Source organism: Streptomyces sp. NPDC053560 (genome assembly GCF_044544605.1).
In the GTDB taxonomy this organism is placed as follows: domain Bacteria; phylum Actinomycetota; class Actinomycetes; order Streptomycetales; family Streptomycetaceae; genus Streptomyces.
Genome location: NZ_JBITXI010000002.1, coordinates 439,686 through 454,983, shown reverse-complemented (window position 1 = coordinate 454,983; position 15,298 = coordinate 439,686). Strand labels below are relative to the sequence as shown.

Below are 15,298 nucleotides of genomic sequence, written 5' to 3'. Positions count from 1 at the left end.
GGCGCGCTCGCTCGTTCTAGCTATGGGGGCGGTCGGCGCGTGCCGCGGTCGAGCGCGTCGGACGAGCGGTTGGAAGGAGCACTACCGATGGGCGAGGGGTACGCATGACCGACACCGGCCAGGTCCCGGGCGAGGGACTGCCGGAGAACGCAGGCGGACATCCCGGAGGGCCGTTGCCTGCGGCCGCTCCAGCCCCTGCCGACGCCGGCCAGCAGCCGCACGACGCGTACGCCTACCTCGACACCGCCGAGCAGGGCGAGGACGACGACCTGCTGATGCCGGGCGCCCAGGGCGCCTGGGGCAGCGAGCAGCAGGCCGCCCCCGCCGAGCAGCAGATCCCGTACGCCGACTACACCCCGGGCCGGGGCGCGGTGTACGACCCGGTGGCCGCCTACGACCCGACGCCGTACGAGCCGATGGCGTACGCCGAGGAGCAGCCGGCCGCCGCGCCCGCCGAGGCGCAGCCCGCCGCCGCGGCTCCCGCCACCGATGCCGGCGCGCACGAGCACGGCGGCCGGGACACCGGCTCCGTCGACGTCGGCGGCGTACGGATGCCCGAGGCCGTGCAGCAGACGCCCCAGGCCGTCCAGCCGCAGCCGGACGCGGCCCATGCGGGGGCCCCGCAGCCGGGCGCGACGCCGCCGGGCGCCATGCCGGGCCAGGCCGCGATGCCGAAGCAGGCCACGCCCGCGCGCCGACCGCTGCACATGGGCCCGCCCGTGCCCGAGGCACACACCGGCGGCGTGGTCCGCTCCCTCGCCGACCGCGGCCCGGCCGGCACCCCGCAGCCGCCCCAGCGCCACGCCGGCCCGCCGACCGTGGGCCCCGAGTACCTCGACATCCCGCGCGACGAGCCGGGCCCGCTCCCGGGGGCGGCCCCGGGCCCCCTCCCCGAGGACGGCGCCCAGCCGGCGGCCCAGCAGGCGGCCCCGATGCCGCTGCCGGAGGCCGAGGCGGAGCAGGCGCCCGGTGAGCAGCCTGAGCAGGTGGAGCAGGCCGAGCAGGCTGGGCAGGACGTCCAGGCTCCGGCCGAGGCGCAGGCGGCGCCGGCCGCGCAGCCCGCACCGGCGCCGGAGCACGGTGGCGTGAGCATTCCGGCGCAGATGCCGGCCTGGGACGCCGAGCCGGTGGGAGATGCTGCCGGTACCGCTGGGGCCGGGGAGGTGGCCGAGGCCGATGAGCAGCCGGGGGCCGCGGAGGCGGCTGAGGTCGCTCAGGAGGTGCAGGCCGCTGAGGCCCAGGCCCCTGTCGAGCAGCAGGAAGCCGTGGAGCACGGTGTCGCCGCACCGCTCCCCGAGGCCGACGCGGCGGAACACAACGCCGCAGCTCAGGTCGCGCCGGGCCAGGAGGAGGCCGAGGCACCGGCCGACGCGCCCGCGGCGCCGGAGCCCGCTGCCGAGGACGGCGCGCAGGAGGCCGGAGCCGCCGCGCAGCAGAACGACACCGAGGGCGAGCAGGGCCCCGCGGACGGTACCGGCGAGGCCGTACCGGCAGCCGCGGAGCAGCCCGAAGCGGAGCCCGTAGCAGAGGAACACGTGCACAACGAAGAACAGGCCGTGGCCGAGCCGCAGGCGCCCGCCGCCGAAGCCGAGCCGGTCCGGGCCGCCGCTCCCGCCGAGGCGCAGCCCGCCCCGCAGGACGCCGCCGAGCTGGTGCAGCTCGGCGAGGACGGTGCGGAGGACACGGCCGGCGCCAACGTGCCACGGGCCCGGTCGGCCCGGTCGGCCAAGGCGAAGGCCACGCAGGCCGCGATCGACGCCGCTTTCGCGGCGGACCCGACGCCTGCCGTACCGGCGGAGGCCACTGCACCGGTGGAAGCCCCCGCACCGGCTGAGCCCGCCGGGCCGGTCGAGGCCGCCGTACCGGCCGAGGCTGCTCCTGAGGAGAGTGTGGTCGAGGAGGGCGTGGCCGAGGCCGCTCCTGCCGCCGAGCCCGAGGCCGCGGCCGCTCCGGATGCTGCTGAGGCGGCTCCGGAGGAGGTGGAGGCGCCCGCGGTTGCCGAGGCTCCCGAGGCTGTCGAAACTCCTGAGGTCGCTGAGACTCCTGAGGTCGCTGAGACTCCCGAAGCGGCGCAGGCCGAGCCGGTGGCGCAGCCCGAGGCAGCCGCTCCCGAGGGCGACGCGGGCGATGCGTCGGCGAACGCGCAGGCCGAGCCGTCGGCGTCGCCGGACGCGGCAGCAGCCGCGGACGAGACCGTCGAGGAGACGGCAGCCACGGCCGCCGCCGAGGCGCCCGCTGAGGACGCGGCCGCCGCTGACGCAGCTGCCGAGGCGGAGACGGCAACGGCACCGGCACCTGAGGCCGTTTCCGACTCCGATTCCGATTCCGACGCCGAGCCCGCGGCCGGGAACGCCCCCGACGGCGAGACCGCTGCTGAGGGCGAGACCGTTGCCGCCGCCGAGGCGCCCGAGGCCGAGTCCGGCGCTGAGCCTGCTCCCGAGGCCGAGACGGATGCCGTACCGGTGCCCGACGCCACGGCTCCCGACGCCACGGCTCCCGGGGCCCCGGCCCCCGAGGGCGAGGCCGGGCCCGAGCCCGGCCCGGCCGCCGCGGCCGACGCCGAGGCCGGTGCCGAGGCCGGTACCGAGGAGCCCACGGCCGGGGCCGAAGCTCCCGAGCCCGCTTCCGAGGCCGTAGCGCCCGACGCCGACGCGGCGGGAGACCGGGACGCGGACGCAGGCTCGGACACGGGCGCAGACGCGGAGGCCCTCCGGCCCGTCGACCCCGCAGCGGGCTACGGCGACGACGAGCGTGCCGCCGTGCACCGCGTGATGCGCGAGCGCCGGGACATCCGCAACGGCTTCCGCAACGACCCGATCCCCAACGACGTACTGCTGCGCGTCCTGGAGGCGGCCCACACCGCCCCCAGCGTCGGCCACTCCCAGCCCTGGGACTTCGTCGTCATCCGGTCCGCCGAGACGCGCGAGCGGATGCACGAGCTGGCGATGCAGCAGCGCGAGGCGTACGCCAAGTCGCTGCCCAAGGCGCGCGCGAAGCAGTTCCGCGAGCTGAAGATCGAGGCGATCCTCGACACCCCGGTCAACATCGTCGTCACGGCCGACCCCACCCGTGGCGGCCGCCACACGCTCGGCCGGTACACCCAGCCGCAGATGGCGCCGTACAGCTCCGCGCTCGCCGTGGAGAACCTCTGGCTCGCCGCCCGTGCCGAGGGCCTCGGCGTCGGCTGGGTCAGCTTCTTCGACGAGCGCGAGATGGTCCGAGAGCTGGGCCTGCCCGACCACCTGGAGATCGTCGCGTACCTGTGCGTCGGGTACGTCGACGAGTTCCCGGAGGAGCCCGAGCTGATGCAGGCCGGGTGGTCCAAGCGCCGCCCGCTGTCCTGGGTCGTGCACGAGGAGACGTACGGGCGCCGCGCGCTGCCCGGCGCCGAGCCGCACGACCTGCTCCAGGAGACCCTGCAGGGCATCCGCCCGCTGGACGCCAAGGCGCTCGGCGAGGCGTGGGAGCGGCAGAAGCGGATGACCAAGCCGGCCGGCGCGCTCGGCATGCTGGAGATCATCTCGGCGCAGCTGTGCGGCCTGTCGCGGAAGTGCCCGCCGCCCATCCCGGAACCCGCCGCCGTGGCGATCTTCGCGGGCGACCACGGCGTACACGCCCAGGGCGTCACCCCGTGGCCCCAGGAGGTCACCGGCCAGATGGTGGCCAACTTCCTCGGCGGCGGCGCGGTCTGCAACGCCTTCGCGAACCAGGTCGGCGCCGAGGTCTGCGTCGTGGACGTCGGCGTGAAGTCCGAGCTGCCGGCCACCCCCGGCCTGCTGCCGCGCAACGTGCGCCCCGGTACGGACGACATGACCGCCGGGCCCGCGATGTCCCGCGAAGACGTGCTCAAGGCCATCGAGGTCGGCATCGAGACCGCCCGTGACCTGGTGTCGGCCGGGAACAAGGCGCTGCTCACCGGCGAGATGGGCATCGCGAACACCACCGCGTCCGCGGCGCTGATCTCCGTCTGCACCGGCAGCGACCCCGCCGAGGTCACAGGGCGTGGCACGGGCATCAACGACGAGACGCACGCCCGCAAGGTCGACGTCGTCCGCCGCGCCCTCGAACTGCACCAGCCGGACCCGGCCGACCCGATCGGCGTCCTCGCGACCGTAGGCGGCCTGGAGCACGCCGCGATGGTCGGCCTGATCCTCGGCGGCGCGTCGCTGCGTACGCCGGTGATCCTGGACGGCGTGAGCGCCGGCGCGGCCGCGCTGGTGGCGCGGGCCGTGGCGCCCGAGGCGCTGGCCGCCTGCATCGCGGGCCACCGCAGCGCCGAGCCGGGGCACGTCGCGGCCCTGACCAAGCTGGGCCTGCGTCCGCTGGTCGACCTCGACCTGCGTCTCGGCGAGGGCACGGGCGCGCTGCTCGCCCTGCCGATCGTGCAGAGCGCGGCGCGTGCGATGCACGAGGTGGCCACGTTCGACGCCGCCGGAGTCACCGAGAAGGGCTGACGGCCCGCGGGGAGGGGCGACGGCCCGCCGGTACGGAGCTCACCGAGACCCGCACCGAGCCGGGTCGCCGCCCCTCACCACCGCCACAGGCGCAGGGCGTGCCCGTTCGGCCGTGCCCTGCCGGCCCTGGCGCCGTCCCGCCCCGGAATCTCGTTCCTCCGGGCCCGCCGACGCACCCACAGGGCCCGTCGGCACTCCCACAGGCCCCGTGCCCCGTGGGGGTGCCGGGCATTCCCACGGGGCCCGTCGGCACACCCATGGACCCGTCTCAGGGCCGCCCGCGCATGACCCCGGGCCCGCGGCCAAATAGGCTGTGGGCCGGAACGCGTGGCCGCCCGTACCGGCCGCACCACCACCCTCACGCCGCTCCAGTGCCGAAGCGGCCCCGCATCACCCGCACAAGGAGCCGTACCGCCATGGCCGTTCCCTCCGAGCACGCCGCCTATCCCGTCGGCCTGCGCCTGACCGGCCGCCGGGTCGTGGTGCTGGGCGGCGGCCAGGTCGCCCAGCGCCGGCTGCCCGCGCTGATCGCCGCAGGCGCCGACGTCCTGCTGATCTCGCCGTCGGCCACGCCCTCCGTCGAGGCCATGGCCGACGCGGGCGAGCTGGCCTGGGAGCGGCGTACGTACCGGCCCGGTGACCTCGCGGCCGCCTGGTACGCGCTGATCTCCACCGACGACGACGCGGCCAACGCCGCTGCCTCCCAGGAGGCCGAGGAGCACCGCGTCTGGGCCGTACGCTCCGACGACGCCGAGGCGGCCACCGCCTGGACGCCGGCCACCGGCCGCAGCGAAGGCGTCACCGTCGCCGTCCTCAACACCGACGCCGCCGGCCGCGACCCGCGCCGCGCCGCCGCGGTCCGGGACGCCATCGTCGAGGGCCTGCGGGACGGCACGATCGCCGCGCCGCAGCACCGGCGGCGTACGGCGGGCGTCGCCCTGGTCGGCGGCGGTCCCGGCGACCCCGACCTGATCACGGTGCGCGGCCGCCGGCTGCTGGCCGAGGCCGACGTGGTGATCGCCGACCGGCTCGGCCCCCGCGACCTGCTGGACGAGCTGCCGCCGCACGTCGAGGTCATCGACGCGGCGAAGATCCCGTACGGCCGGTTCATGGCTCAGGAGGCCATCAACAACGCGCTCATCGAGCACGCCAAGGCCGGCAAGGCCGTGGTGCGCCTCAAGGGCGGCGACCCGTTCGTCTTCGGGCGGGGCATGGAGGAGGCCGAGGCACTGGCCGCCGAGGGCCTCACCTGCACGGTGGTGCCGGGCATCTCCAGCTCCATCAGCGTCCCCGGCGCGGTAGGAGTGCCCGTCACCCACCGCGGCGTCGCGCACGAGTTCACCGTGGTCAGCGGCCATGTCGCGCCCGACGACGAGCGTTCGCTGGTCGACTGGGCGGCGCTGGCGAAGCTGCGCGGCACGCTGGTGATCCTGATGGGCGTGGACAAGATCGGCGCCATCGCCGCGGCCCTCGTCCAGCACGGGCGCGGCGCCGACACGCCGGTCGCCGTGATCCAGGAGGGCACGATGGCGACCCAGCGCCGCGTCGACGCCACGCTGGAGACGGTCGGGGCGCGGGTCAAGGAAGAGGACGTCCGCCCGCCCGCCGTCATCGTCATCGGCGACGTGGTGAACGCCGCGAAAACCTTCAAGCCGTGAGGCGCGAGGGCCGTCGAGCCCGGGACCTCCGAGCCGGGACCTCCGAGCCCTGCGCCTTCGCTCTGTGGCCAGGTACGCCGTGAAGTGACGCTTCGCCACCTGGCCCCCCTTTGTTGGGGTTATACAGGGGTGTGGCGGACGGCGGCGGGTTGTCCACAGGCCGACCCGCCGCCGTCCGCCGAGCCGACCGGTCCGGCACCGGTGAGTCTCCCGGTCCGGCACCGGCGAGCCGTACAGTGAGCCGCCCGCCCTCCCCGTACCGATGGCCGTAACCGTAGGTAACAAAACCGGCTCCCGGCATGGGAACCACAACGACGACAAGGCACCATCGACCCGTGGCAGACATCATCACCGTCGACGACCCCGACGACCCCCGGCTGCGTGACTACATCGGCCTCACCGACGTGGAACTGCGCCGCAGGCGCGAACCGGCCGAGGGGCTCTTCATCGCCGAGGGCGAGAAGGTGATCCGGCGCGCCAGGCACGCCGGGTACGAGATGCGGTCCATGCTGCTCTCCGCCAAGTGGGTCGACGTCATGCGGGACGTCATCGACGAGGTGCCGGCCCCGGTGTACGCGGTGGACCCCGAGCTCGCCGAGCAGGTGACGGGCTATCACGTACACCGTGGCGCGCTCGCCTCGATGCAGCGCAAGCCGCTTCCGGAGCCCGGCGAGCTGCTCGCGTCCGCGCGCCGCGTCGTCGTCATGGAAGCGGTCAACGACCACACCAACATCGGCGCGATCTTCCGCAGCGCCGCGGCCCTCGGCATGGATGCCGTGTTGCTCTCGCCGGACTGCGCCGACCCGCTCTACCGGCGGTCGGTGAAGGTGTCGATGGGCGCGGTCTTCTCCGTGCCGTACGCGCGCCTGGAGCACTGGCCGCGGAGCCTGGAGACCGTACGGGAGGCCGGCTTCAAGCTGCTCGCGCTCACCCCCGACGACAAGGCCACCGCCATCGACGAGGCGGCGCCGCACCGGCTGGAGCGGGCCGCGCTCATGCTCGGCGCCGAGGGCGACGGACTGTCCCGGCAGGCCCTGGTCGCGGCGGACGAATGGGTGCGCATTCCGATGGCGCACGGCGTCGACTCGCTGAACGTCGGCGCGGCCGCGGCGGTCGCCTTCTACGCGGTCGCCACGGGACGCCCGGGCACGGCCTGAGAAGGGGCAGGGCCCGGGAACGGGCGGGACCTGAGAACGGGCGGGACCTGAGAAGAGGCAGGGCCTGAGAACGGGGCGGGGCCTGAGAGCGGGGGGCGCGGTCCGGTTCTACGGGCGTTCCTCGGCCCCCGTCGAAGCCCCCGCCACGTCGCCCGCGCCCGTCCCACGAGACTCATGCGCGTGGGCGTCGTGCGCGCGGGCCTCATGCACGTGCGCGGCCGCCTGCGTACCCGCCGCCCGCGCGCCCACCGTGTGCGTCCCCTGCGCCGCCCGGTCGTGGGCCGAGCCGAGTACGCCCAGGCCGCGGGTGGGCCCCTGGCAGCCTTGGGCGGCGGCGATGCCCAGGGCCACGAGCAGCGTCACCGTCACGAACACGATGAGCCGCTGACGGAGCAGCCGGCGGTCCGGGCCCGCCGGGCGGCGGCCGCCCGACGTGGAGCGCGCGGCCGGGCGTGAACCGTTTCGCCCAGTCGAACGCGCGCCCGGCACGCGCCCCGAAGCGCGGCCCCCCGAGCGCCCCTCGGAGTGCGGCCCGGCGGACCTGCCGTGGGAACCGGAACCGGACCCGGAGGCCGAACCGGCGCCGGACCGGCCCTGAGAAGCGGACGCCGACCGGCCGTTCGGGCCTGCCGGCGCGGAGCGGCCGTTCGACCCGGCGGCCGAGCGCCCGTTGCTGCTCGCGGGCGCCGACCTGCCGTTGGAGCCCGACGCCGCGGCACCGGAACGCCCGTTGGAGGAGGACGGGGGAGCGGCGGACGCGGAACGCGCACCGCTGCCGCCCGTCGCGGGCCGCCCGCCGCTCTGGCCCGGGGCCGACGGCCAGCCGCCACCCGTGCCCGCCGAGCGGGAACCGGCCGGGCGGGACACGGAAGGCCGGGAGGAGGACTGCGGACGCGGCGTACTGTGCCCCTGGCCCGGCGTGCGCCGCTCGTCCCCGCGCTGGCGTGCGAACTCCTCCGCCCGGCGGCCCGAGGAGCGGTCCGGCGTGCCCCGGTCCGTCCGTACCAGCGCCTCACCCGGCAGCCCGTCCACCGGACCGTCGGTCAGCCCGTGCGCCTCCCGCGCGGCGATCTCCTTCAGCCGCAGCGAGAGCGACAGCGTGCTGGGACGCTCGGCCGGGTCCTTGGCCAGGCACGACTCGATCAGCGGCACCAGCGCGTCGGGCACCCCGGCCAGCTGCGCCTCCTCGTGGACCACGCGGTAGAGCATGACCTCGGAACTGCCGTGCCCGAAGGGTGAGTCCGCGGTACAGGCGTACGCCAGCGTCGCGCCGAGCGCGAAGATGTCCGTCGAGGGCGTGACGGCCGCGCCGCGCACCTGTTCGGGCGCGAGGAAGCCGGGCGAACCGACGGCCGTGCCGACGTGCGTGAGCGTGCTCGCGCCGGTCGCCCAGGCGATGCCGAAGTCGATGATCCGCGGGCCCTTCGGGGACAGCAGGATGTTCGACGGCTTCAGGTCACGGTGGACCACGCCCGCGTCGTGCACGGCTAGCAGCCCCTCGGAGAGCGCCGCGCCGATCGTGGCGACCTGCGCCGGCGGCAGCGGGCCCTCGTCGTTGACCTTGTCGTGCAGCGAGGGGCCGGGGACGTACTGGGTGGCGAACCACGGGCGGTCCGCGTCCAGGTCGGCCGCCACCAGCCGCGCCGTACAGCCGCCCCGGATCCGCCGTGCCGCCTGCACCTCGCGCGCGAAGCGGGAGCGGAATTCGTGGTCCTCGGCCAGATCGGGGCGGATCACCTTGAGGGCCACCCGCTGGCCGCGCTTGTCGGACCCGAGGTAGACCACGCCCATCCCGCCGGCGCCCAGCCGCCGGTGCAGCCGGAACGAGCCGACGACCCGCGGATCCTCGCGCCGGAGCCGCATCATCGCCATGTCCGTCCCCTACCTGCGGTGGGGAGGCCCCACTCCGCTGCATCCGTCTGACGTGCCACAGCTTACGGATTGCCGGCGCGCTGCGCTGTCAGGCCGCGCATGCGTCGGCCATGGATTGTCGGCGGCGCGGGTACGGCGCTGGCCGCACAGCCGGAATGTGCCTGCGTACGTGCGGAGTTCCGCGGCCCGGGCCCAAGGGTCGGCGACGGCAGGGGGTTTGGCGGCCAGCGGGCGGCGTCGCGCGGGCGGCGTCCCCAGCAGCGGAACCGGGGCGGGCGCCGCGGCGTCCCGAGACGGCCCGCCGACCGGCCCCGGCCGGTGGCGGGCGGGAGAGTGGCGGAAGTGACCGAAGTCACGCGAAGCGGTGGTCCCGGGACACAGTCGGGCATCCGGGAACGGGGGCGGGCGTACCGGCACCCCGGCCTCGGGCCGGGCGTACGGACAGCCGGGCGGCATCCGGCGGTACCCAGTGGCATTCAGGGAGATCCCGGTGGGCCGTCCCGTCCGGGATCTCCCTGAATGCCGGTGCCGGGTCTCCACCCAGGGGAGTAGACGCCGGGGTCTCCCGTCATCCTCCTGGAGGCCGGTGGATCAGTACGTCGGGCTGACGCCTCGCGGCCGCTCGCTGCCTAATGTGGAGGTCAAGCGGTGGGCGCGGTACTCGTCCCCCGAGGTCGGACGCCCACCGCTTTCGGAACGAGGGGAGCGGGGCGATGGCCGACACGGCGGGACGGACGGTTCTCCGTACGCAGGGGCGCAGGGCGGCCGCCGCGTTCGGCGGGCACCGGCCCTCCGGCACCCGCCACCCGCTGGTGGCGGTGGCCATGGTGCTGCCGCTGGCGGTGCTGCTGGCCGTCGTCTTCGGCGGCTGGGAAGCCGTCGTCACACAAGCGTCGTCCGTGGCCGGATTGCTGGGGTACTGAGGCCCGGGTCCCGGAAGAGCGGTCCGGGACCAGGGTGCTCACAGCGCTCCGGGAACAAGTCTCCGGCCGATTGACCCCGTGGGGACGGGGGTACGGCGGACGGCACGAATGGCCGGGCATCTGGGGAGATGCCCGGCCTTCGCGCGTCCGGGGCACGTCGGGGCGGGTCGGGGAGTCGCGCGGGCGGTGCGTACGATCCGAGCGGCGGAGCCGGCCGGTGCGCTCTGCGCCAGCCGGGTCCGTACGAACCGAGGGGGAACGATGTCCCGCGCCCTGATACGCCGCCTGGCGGCACTCTCCGAGGAGTCCACGGCGCCCGCCGCTTCCCGAACCCCCGAGGCCCCCGATGACCCAGACGCCTCCCACACCCCCTCACCCCCCACAGTCCTCGCCGACCGTCCCGACGGGACCGTGGTGCGCGGCGGGCGGGCCGTCGCCAAGGCGCACGCGGCCGACTGCGACGCCGCCGCGCTCGCCGTCCGGCTGCGCATCGCCGCCCATCCGAGCCTGCACGGCACGCTGCTGCCCCCGTTGCCGGTGACGGGCCCCGACGGCTACCTCGTCCGGCACGACGACGGCCGCCCACTCACCCGCTGGCCGTACGGCCTCCCGGTCGCGCCGGACGACCCGGACGGTGCGCCCTGGGAGGACGCGGCCCGGCTCCTCGCCCGGTTGCATGCCGTGGACCCGGCGACGCTGCCCGGCCCGGTGCCGCCGATGCGCGGTCCCGCCAAGGCCGCCCGCGCGCTGGCCCGGATGCGGGCCGCGCCGACCGGCGCCGTGCCGTCGCTGGCCGCCGCGGCCCGCACGGTGGCGGCCGGCTGGGCCGCGCTGCCGGCCTGGGCGCGCGACGAGGCGCCCGCGCCGGGGCCCGAGCTGCTCTGCCACGGCGACCTGCACCTGGGCCAGCTCGTGCGGTACCCCGTGCCCGACGGGCGCTGGCTGCTCATCGACGTCGACGACCTCGGTCTGGGGGAGCCGGGGTGGGATCTCGCCCGGCCCGCGGCCTGGTTCGCGAGCGGGCTGCTCGCCGGGGACGTCTGGGCGCGCTTCCTCGGCGCGTACCGGGCCGCCGGCGGCCGTGCCGTACGGCCCGAAGGTGATCCATGGCCGGAACTGGACGTGCCCGCCCGCGCCCTGACGGTCCAGACCGCCGCCCTCGCCATCGCCAAGGCCGCCCCGGAGGGCCGTCAGCTGGACGAGGTGGAGAGCGCTCTCGTCGAGTCCTGTGCGCGGATGGTCTGGTGACAAGCTGTTACGTACCGGGGCAGTTGAGGTGCGTTTTTGCGTCGTAGGGTGAACACACCAACGGTGGACGGAGGTTCGTTGCCGCCGCCGTGCGATCACAGGAGTTGAGCCGACATGCAGTGTCCCAAGTGCCATGCGCCGATGCATACGTACAACCGGAACGGGGTCCAGATCGAGCAGTGCTCCGGCTGCCGCGGAATCTTCCTGGACTACGGCGAGCTGGAGTCGCTGACCCGGCTGGAGTCCCAGTGGTCGCAGCAGGCCCCGCCGCCTCCGCCGGCGCCCGCCCCGCAGGCCTACCCGGCGGCGCCGGCCTGGGGCGCCCCGCACCACGGACAGCACGGTCACCACGGCCACCATGGTCACCATGGCCACCGCAGCTTCGGCCGGATGCTTTTCTCCTCCTGATCGCCGGTGCCCGCCCGGTCCCCGGAGGGCCGGGCGCCCGGCGCGCCGCCACGGCAACGACGAAGGGCCGGAGCTTTCGCTCCGGCCCTTCGTCTGTCGTGTGGACGATACTGGGATTGAACCAGTGACCTCTTCCGTGTCAGGGAAGCGCTCTCCCGCTGAGCTAATCGTCCTCGGGACCATGGTCACTCCGTGAAGTGAGTCATGGGCACTGCGTGCGCGATACTGGGATTGAACCAGTGACCTCTTCCGTGTCAGGGAAGCGCTCTCCCGCTGAGCTAATCGCGCGGGGTGATCGTCATTAGATCATGGTCTTCGGGGGCCGGATCCCGGGGGTTCCGATCCTTGCGGACCAGTGGACGATACTGGGATTGAACCAGTGACCTCTTCCGTGTCAGGGAAGCGCTCTCCCGCTGAGCTAATCGTCCTTGGAGGTGGAGACGGGATTTGAACCCGTGTAGACGGCTTTGCAGGCCGTTGCCTCGCCTCTCGGCCACTCCACCAGGAGCGTAGGGGTTCGGGAAGATCCCCCACTCAGAGCGGACAACGAGGCTCGAACTCGCGACCTCAACCTTGGCAAGGTTGCGCTCTACCAACTGAGCTATGTCCGCAGGTGCCTCCCCCAGACTAACGCCTGAGAGCTGCTGTCTTCGGTCGGCTTCCGCTTTTCGCTTCCGCGTCCCGGCGACGTGTTGAACTCTAGCGGATTCCTGGGCCAGTACAAAAACGCGTTTGTGCAGCGTGCTGCGTACTCGTTCGACCGGGGCGGCGCCGGGGGCGCCGTCCTAGACTCGACGGCGTGCCCGACCTGCCTCCGCTGGCCCGCTTCGGCGGCCTCATCGCCACTGACCTGCGCGACGTCACCAGTGACCCCGCCGCCCTGGACTCCGCGGGCTGGTGGGCCGTGGTCGCCGACTTCGAGGGCCGCCTCGTGTGCGCGCGCTTCGGCGACGTACGGGAGGACCCCGGCAACGGCCCCCGCGGCGCGTGGCGCGGGCCCGCGCGCGAGGCCTGGACCTCCTCGCTGGACCGGGCCGCCTACACCGCGGGCGTCCGCCGGATACGCGAGCACATCGCGGCGGGCGAGGTCTATCAGGCGAACCTGTGCCGAATTCTCTCCGCGCCGCTGCCCGACCCCGAGCGCGCCGACGTCGACGCGCTGACCGCATTGCTGGCCCGCGGGAACCCGGCGCCGTATGGCGGAACGGTTCGCCTGCCCGCGCACGGCGTCGAGGTCGCCACCGCCTCGCCCGAGCTGTACCTGCGCCGCACCGGCCGCACGGTCGAGTCCGGCCCGATCAAGGGCACCGGGCGCACGGCGGAGGACCTGCTGGAGAAGGACCACGCCGAGAACGTGATGATCGTGGACCTGGTCCGCAACGACATGGGCCGGGTGTGCGCCACCGGCTCCGTGACGGTGCCGGCCCTGTGCGCGGTCGAGCCCCACCCGGGGCTGGTGCACCTCGTGTCCACCGTGCGCGGTGAGCTGGCCGAAGGGGCGGGCTGGCCCGAGCTGCTCGTCGGCACCTTCCCGCCCGGCTCCGTCACCGGCGCGCCCAAGCGCAGCGCCCTGGACATCATCGAGACCCTGGAGACCGCGCCCCGCGGCCCGTACTGCGGAGGCGTCGGCTGGGTGGACGCCGACCGGCGCACCGGCGAGCTGGCGGTGGGCATCCGCACCTTCTGGGTCGACCGGCAGGCCGCCGCGGGCCCCGTCCTGCGCTTCGGCACCGGCGCCGGCATCACCTGGGGCTCCGACCCCGACCGCGAGTGGGACGAGACCGAACTGAAGGCGGCCCGGCTGCTGGCGGTAGCGTCGGAGACGTACGAAACGACTGGAGGAACGACGCGATGAAGATCTGGCTCGACGGGGAACTGCGGGACGCGGACAGCGCCCGGGTCTCCGTTTTCGACCACGGACTGACGGTCGGGGACGGTGTCTTCGAGACCCTGAAGGCCGAGGACGGCCGCGCCTTCGCGCTCACCCGGCACCTCCACCGACTGACCGCCTCGGCCCGCGGCCTCGGCCTGCCCGACCCGGACGAGGACGAGGTACGCCGCGCCTGCGACGCCGTCCTGGCCGCCAACCCCATGCCGCTCGGCCGACTGCGCGTCACCTACACCGGCGGCCACTCGCCGCTCGGCTCCGACCGCGGCGAGGCAGGCCCCACCCTCGTCGTCGCGCTCGGCGAGACCACCCGCCGGCCCGACACCACGGCGACCATCACCGTCCCCTGGACCCGCAACGAACGCGGCGCGCTCACCGGCCTGAAGACCACCTCGTACGCCGAGAACGTCGTCGCGCTGGCCCGCGCACGCCAGCAGGGCGCCAGCGAGGCGCTGTTCGCCAACACCGTGGGGCAGCTGTGCGAGGGCACCGGCTCCAACGTGTTCGTCGTCCTCGACGGCGAACTGCACACCCCGCCGGTGGAGTCCGGCTGCCTGGCCGGCATCACCCGCGCGCTGACCGTCGAATGGACCGGCGCCAAGGAGACCGACCTGCCGCTGGAAGCGCTGGAGCGGGCCGAGGAGATCTTCCTGACCTCCACCCTGCGCGACGTCCAGGCCGTCACCCGCAACGACGGCCGGCAGCTCGGGGACGCCCCAGGGCCGGTCACCGCCAAGGCCATGCGGATCTTCGCCGAACGCGCTGCGGCCGACTTCGACCCGCGCTGAGGCCCGCCTGACCAGGCCGATGTCTGAGCGGGCGCGCGCGGGGACAGAACAACACCGTGACCACAACGCTGCGCCCCACCGGTCCGGACGAGCATCTGAAGGGCGGCGCCCGGGCCCGTACGTTCGACGTCTGCGTCAACAGCCGTCCCGTGGGCCGGCTCCGGCTCGCCACCGACCCGCGGTCGGCGCTGCCCACGGGCCGCCTCGCCGACCTGTGGATCGACGAGCCCGACCGGCGGCGGGGCCGCGCCACCGTCGCCGCCCTGGCCGCCGAGGAAGTGCTGCGCGGCTGGGGCTGCCGGCGCATCGAGTTCTTCGTGCCCGCCGACGCCACGCCCGCGCTGCGGCTCAGCGCGGCGCTCGGCTACACCGAGCGGGCCCGCCGGATGCGCAAGGCGCTCACCACACCGCCCGCGCTGCCGCCCGGCAGCACCGACCGGCCGCTGGACGAGTCGGAGTACCCGGCCTGGCGCGAGGCGGCGCAGGCCGAGTTCGTCCGCGTCATGGCCGCGCAGGGCGAGCCGGCCGGCCGGGTCGCCGAGCTGGCGGCCGACAGCCACCGCCGGCTGCTGCCCGAGGGTGTCCGCACGCCGGGGCAGAGCCTGCGCGTCCTGAGCCACGAGGGGACGGACGTGGGGACGCTGTGGACCGCGCTCGTCGTACCGGGGGAGGCGGGCGGCTACGTGTACGACGTCCAGGTCGCCCCGGAGCACCGCGGCCGTGGCCACGGGCGCACCCTCATGGGCATCGCCGAGCGGGAGTGCCTGGCCGCCGGGCACCGCGTGCTGGGGCTGAACGTGTACTCCGACAACGCGGTGGCACGCCGGCTGTACGAGTCCCTGGGGTACCTGACCACGGACCACCTGCTGTGGAAGCCGCTGCTGTGAGCGGCAGGGCGGCCG

At 75.0% G+C, this 15,298-nt stretch carries 10 protein-coding genes and 5 tRNA genes; 9 read left to right on the top strand and 6 right to left on the bottom strand.

Annotated elements, in window-relative coordinates; translation table 11 throughout:
* Positions 1-104 precede the first annotated feature (104 nt).
* From cobT to ACIGQF_RS05295, 3 genes are all read left to right on the top strand, one after another.
* Positions 105-4,454, top strand: coding sequence for a nicotinate-nucleotide--dimethylbenzimidazole phosphoribosyltransferase (cobT, locus tag ACIGQF_RS05305; RefSeq protein ID WP_399705742.1), 4,350 nt, complete (start codon positions 105-107; stop codon positions 4,452-4,454).
* A gap of 416 nt (positions 4,455-4,870) precedes the next feature.
* On the top strand, positions 4,871-6,112 hold the full coding sequence (gene cobA, locus ACIGQF_RS05300; RefSeq protein WP_399705740.1) for a uroporphyrinogen-III C-methyltransferase: 1,242 nt from the start codon (positions 4,871-4,873) through the stop codon (positions 6,110-6,112).
* Positions 6,113-6,447: 335 nt separating this feature from the next.
* Positions 6,448-7,269 carry a TrmH family RNA methyltransferase gene (locus tag ACIGQF_RS05295; RefSeq protein WP_399705738.1) on the top strand — a complete coding sequence of 274 codons (822 nt, stop codon included), beginning with the start codon at positions 6,448-6,450 and terminating at the stop codon, positions 7,267-7,269.
* A 108-nt stretch (positions 7,270-7,377) separates the two neighbouring features.
* Here the strand turns inward: ACIGQF_RS05295 and ACIGQF_RS05290 are convergent, their stop codons facing one another.
* Positions 7,378-9,141, bottom strand: a complete 1,764-nt coding sequence (locus ACIGQF_RS05290) for a protein kinase (protein ID WP_399705735.1) — start codon at positions 9,139-9,141, stop codon at positions 7,378-7,380.
* A gap of 713 nt (positions 9,142-9,854) precedes the next feature.
* On the opposite strand from ACIGQF_RS05290, the gene ACIGQF_RS05285 reads away from it, so the two are divergent.
* The 3 genes from ACIGQF_RS05285 to ACIGQF_RS05275 all read left to right on the top strand — a co-directional run bounded on the left by ACIGQF_RS05285 (position 9,855) and on the right by ACIGQF_RS05275 (position 11,720).
* Entirely contained in the window at positions 9,855-10,064 is a 210-nt protein-coding gene (locus tag ACIGQF_RS05285) for a hypothetical protein (protein ID WP_399705732.1), read from the top strand.
* Positions 10,065-10,325: 261 nt separating this feature from the next.
* The gene (locus tag ACIGQF_RS05280; RefSeq protein WP_399705730.1) at positions 10,326-11,312 is read left to right on the top strand and encodes a phosphotransferase family protein; all 987 of its coding nucleotides are present in this window, start codon (positions 10,326-10,328) and stop codon (positions 11,310-11,312) included.
* 114 nt (positions 11,313-11,426) lie between these two features.
* The gene (locus ACIGQF_RS05275) at positions 11,427-11,720 is read left to right on the top strand and encodes a zf-TFIIB domain-containing protein (RefSeq protein ID WP_399705727.1); all 294 of its coding nucleotides are present in this window, start codon (positions 11,427-11,429) and stop codon (positions 11,718-11,720) included.
* A 101-nt stretch (positions 11,721-11,821) separates the two neighbouring features.
* On the opposite strand, the gene ACIGQF_RS05270 is transcribed toward ACIGQF_RS05275, so the two are convergent.
* The 5 genes from ACIGQF_RS05270 to ACIGQF_RS05250 all read right to left on the bottom strand — a co-directional run bounded on the left by ACIGQF_RS05270 (position 11,822) and on the right by ACIGQF_RS05250 (position 12,331).
* Positions 11,822-11,893: transfer RNA gene (locus ACIGQF_RS05270), tRNA-Val, on the bottom strand.
* A gap of 43 nt (positions 11,894-11,936) precedes the next feature.
* A tRNA-Val gene (locus tag ACIGQF_RS05265) sits at positions 11,937-12,008 on the bottom strand.
* Positions 12,009-12,076: 68 nt separating this feature from the next.
* Positions 12,077-12,148, bottom strand: a tRNA-Val gene (locus ACIGQF_RS05260).
* 1 nt (position 12,149) lies between these two features.
* Positions 12,150-12,223, bottom strand: a tRNA-Cys gene (locus ACIGQF_RS05255).
* Positions 12,224-12,258: 35 nt separating this feature from the next.
* A tRNA-Gly gene (locus ACIGQF_RS05250) sits at positions 12,259-12,331 on the bottom strand.
* A gap of 188 nt (positions 12,332-12,519) precedes the next feature.
* On the opposite strand from ACIGQF_RS05250, the gene ACIGQF_RS05245 reads away from it, so the two are divergent.
* The 3 genes from ACIGQF_RS05245 to ACIGQF_RS05235 are packed head-to-tail and all read left to right on the top strand — an operon-like array spanning position 12,520 to position 15,283.
* A complete protein-coding gene (locus ACIGQF_RS05245) occupies positions 12,520-13,575 on the top strand; it encodes a chorismate-binding protein (RefSeq protein WP_399705725.1) in 1,056 nt (351 codons plus the stop codon).
* The gene (locus ACIGQF_RS05240) at positions 13,572-14,396 is read left to right on the top strand and encodes an aminotransferase class IV (RefSeq protein WP_399705723.1); all 825 of its coding nucleotides are present in this window, start codon (positions 13,572-13,574) and stop codon (positions 14,394-14,396) included. The genes ACIGQF_RS05245 and ACIGQF_RS05240 overlap by 4 nt, the downstream gene beginning before the upstream one ends.
* Positions 14,397-14,452: 56 nt before the next feature.
* Positions 14,453-15,283 carry a GNAT family N-acetyltransferase gene (locus ACIGQF_RS05235; RefSeq protein WP_399705721.1) on the top strand — a complete coding sequence of 277 codons (831 nt, stop codon included), beginning with the start codon at positions 14,453-14,455 and terminating at the stop codon, positions 15,281-15,283.
* Positions 15,284-15,298 lie beyond the last annotated feature (15 nt).

Excerpts from the sequence above, each read along its gene's own strand:
- ACIGQF_RS05280 (WP_399705730.1), top strand. The coding sequence starts at position 10,326 with ATGTCCCGCGCCCTGATACGCCGCCTGGCGGCACTCTCCGAGGAGTCC.
- cobA (WP_399705740.1), top strand. The coding sequence starts at position 4,871 with ATGGCCGTTCCCTCCGAGCACGCCGCCTATCCCGTCGGCCTGCGCCTG.
- cobT (WP_399705742.1), top strand. The coding sequence starts at position 105 with ATGACCGACACCGGCCAGGTCCCGGGCGAGGGACTGCCGGAGAACGCA.
- ACIGQF_RS05275 (WP_399705727.1), top strand. The coding sequence starts at position 11,427 with ATGCAGTGTCCCAAGTGCCATGCGCCGATGCATACGTACAACCGGAAC.
- ACIGQF_RS05285 (WP_399705732.1), top strand. The coding sequence starts at position 9,855 with ATGGCCGACACGGCGGGACGGACGGTTCTCCGTACGCAGGGGCGCAGG.
- ACIGQF_RS05240 (WP_399705723.1), top strand. The coding sequence starts at position 13,572 with ATGAAGATCTGGCTCGACGGGGAACTGCGGGACGCGGACAGCGCCCGG.
- ACIGQF_RS05290 (WP_399705735.1), bottom strand. The coding sequence starts at position 9,141 with ATGGCGATGATGCGGCTCCGGCGCGAGGATCCGCGGGTCGTCGGCTCG.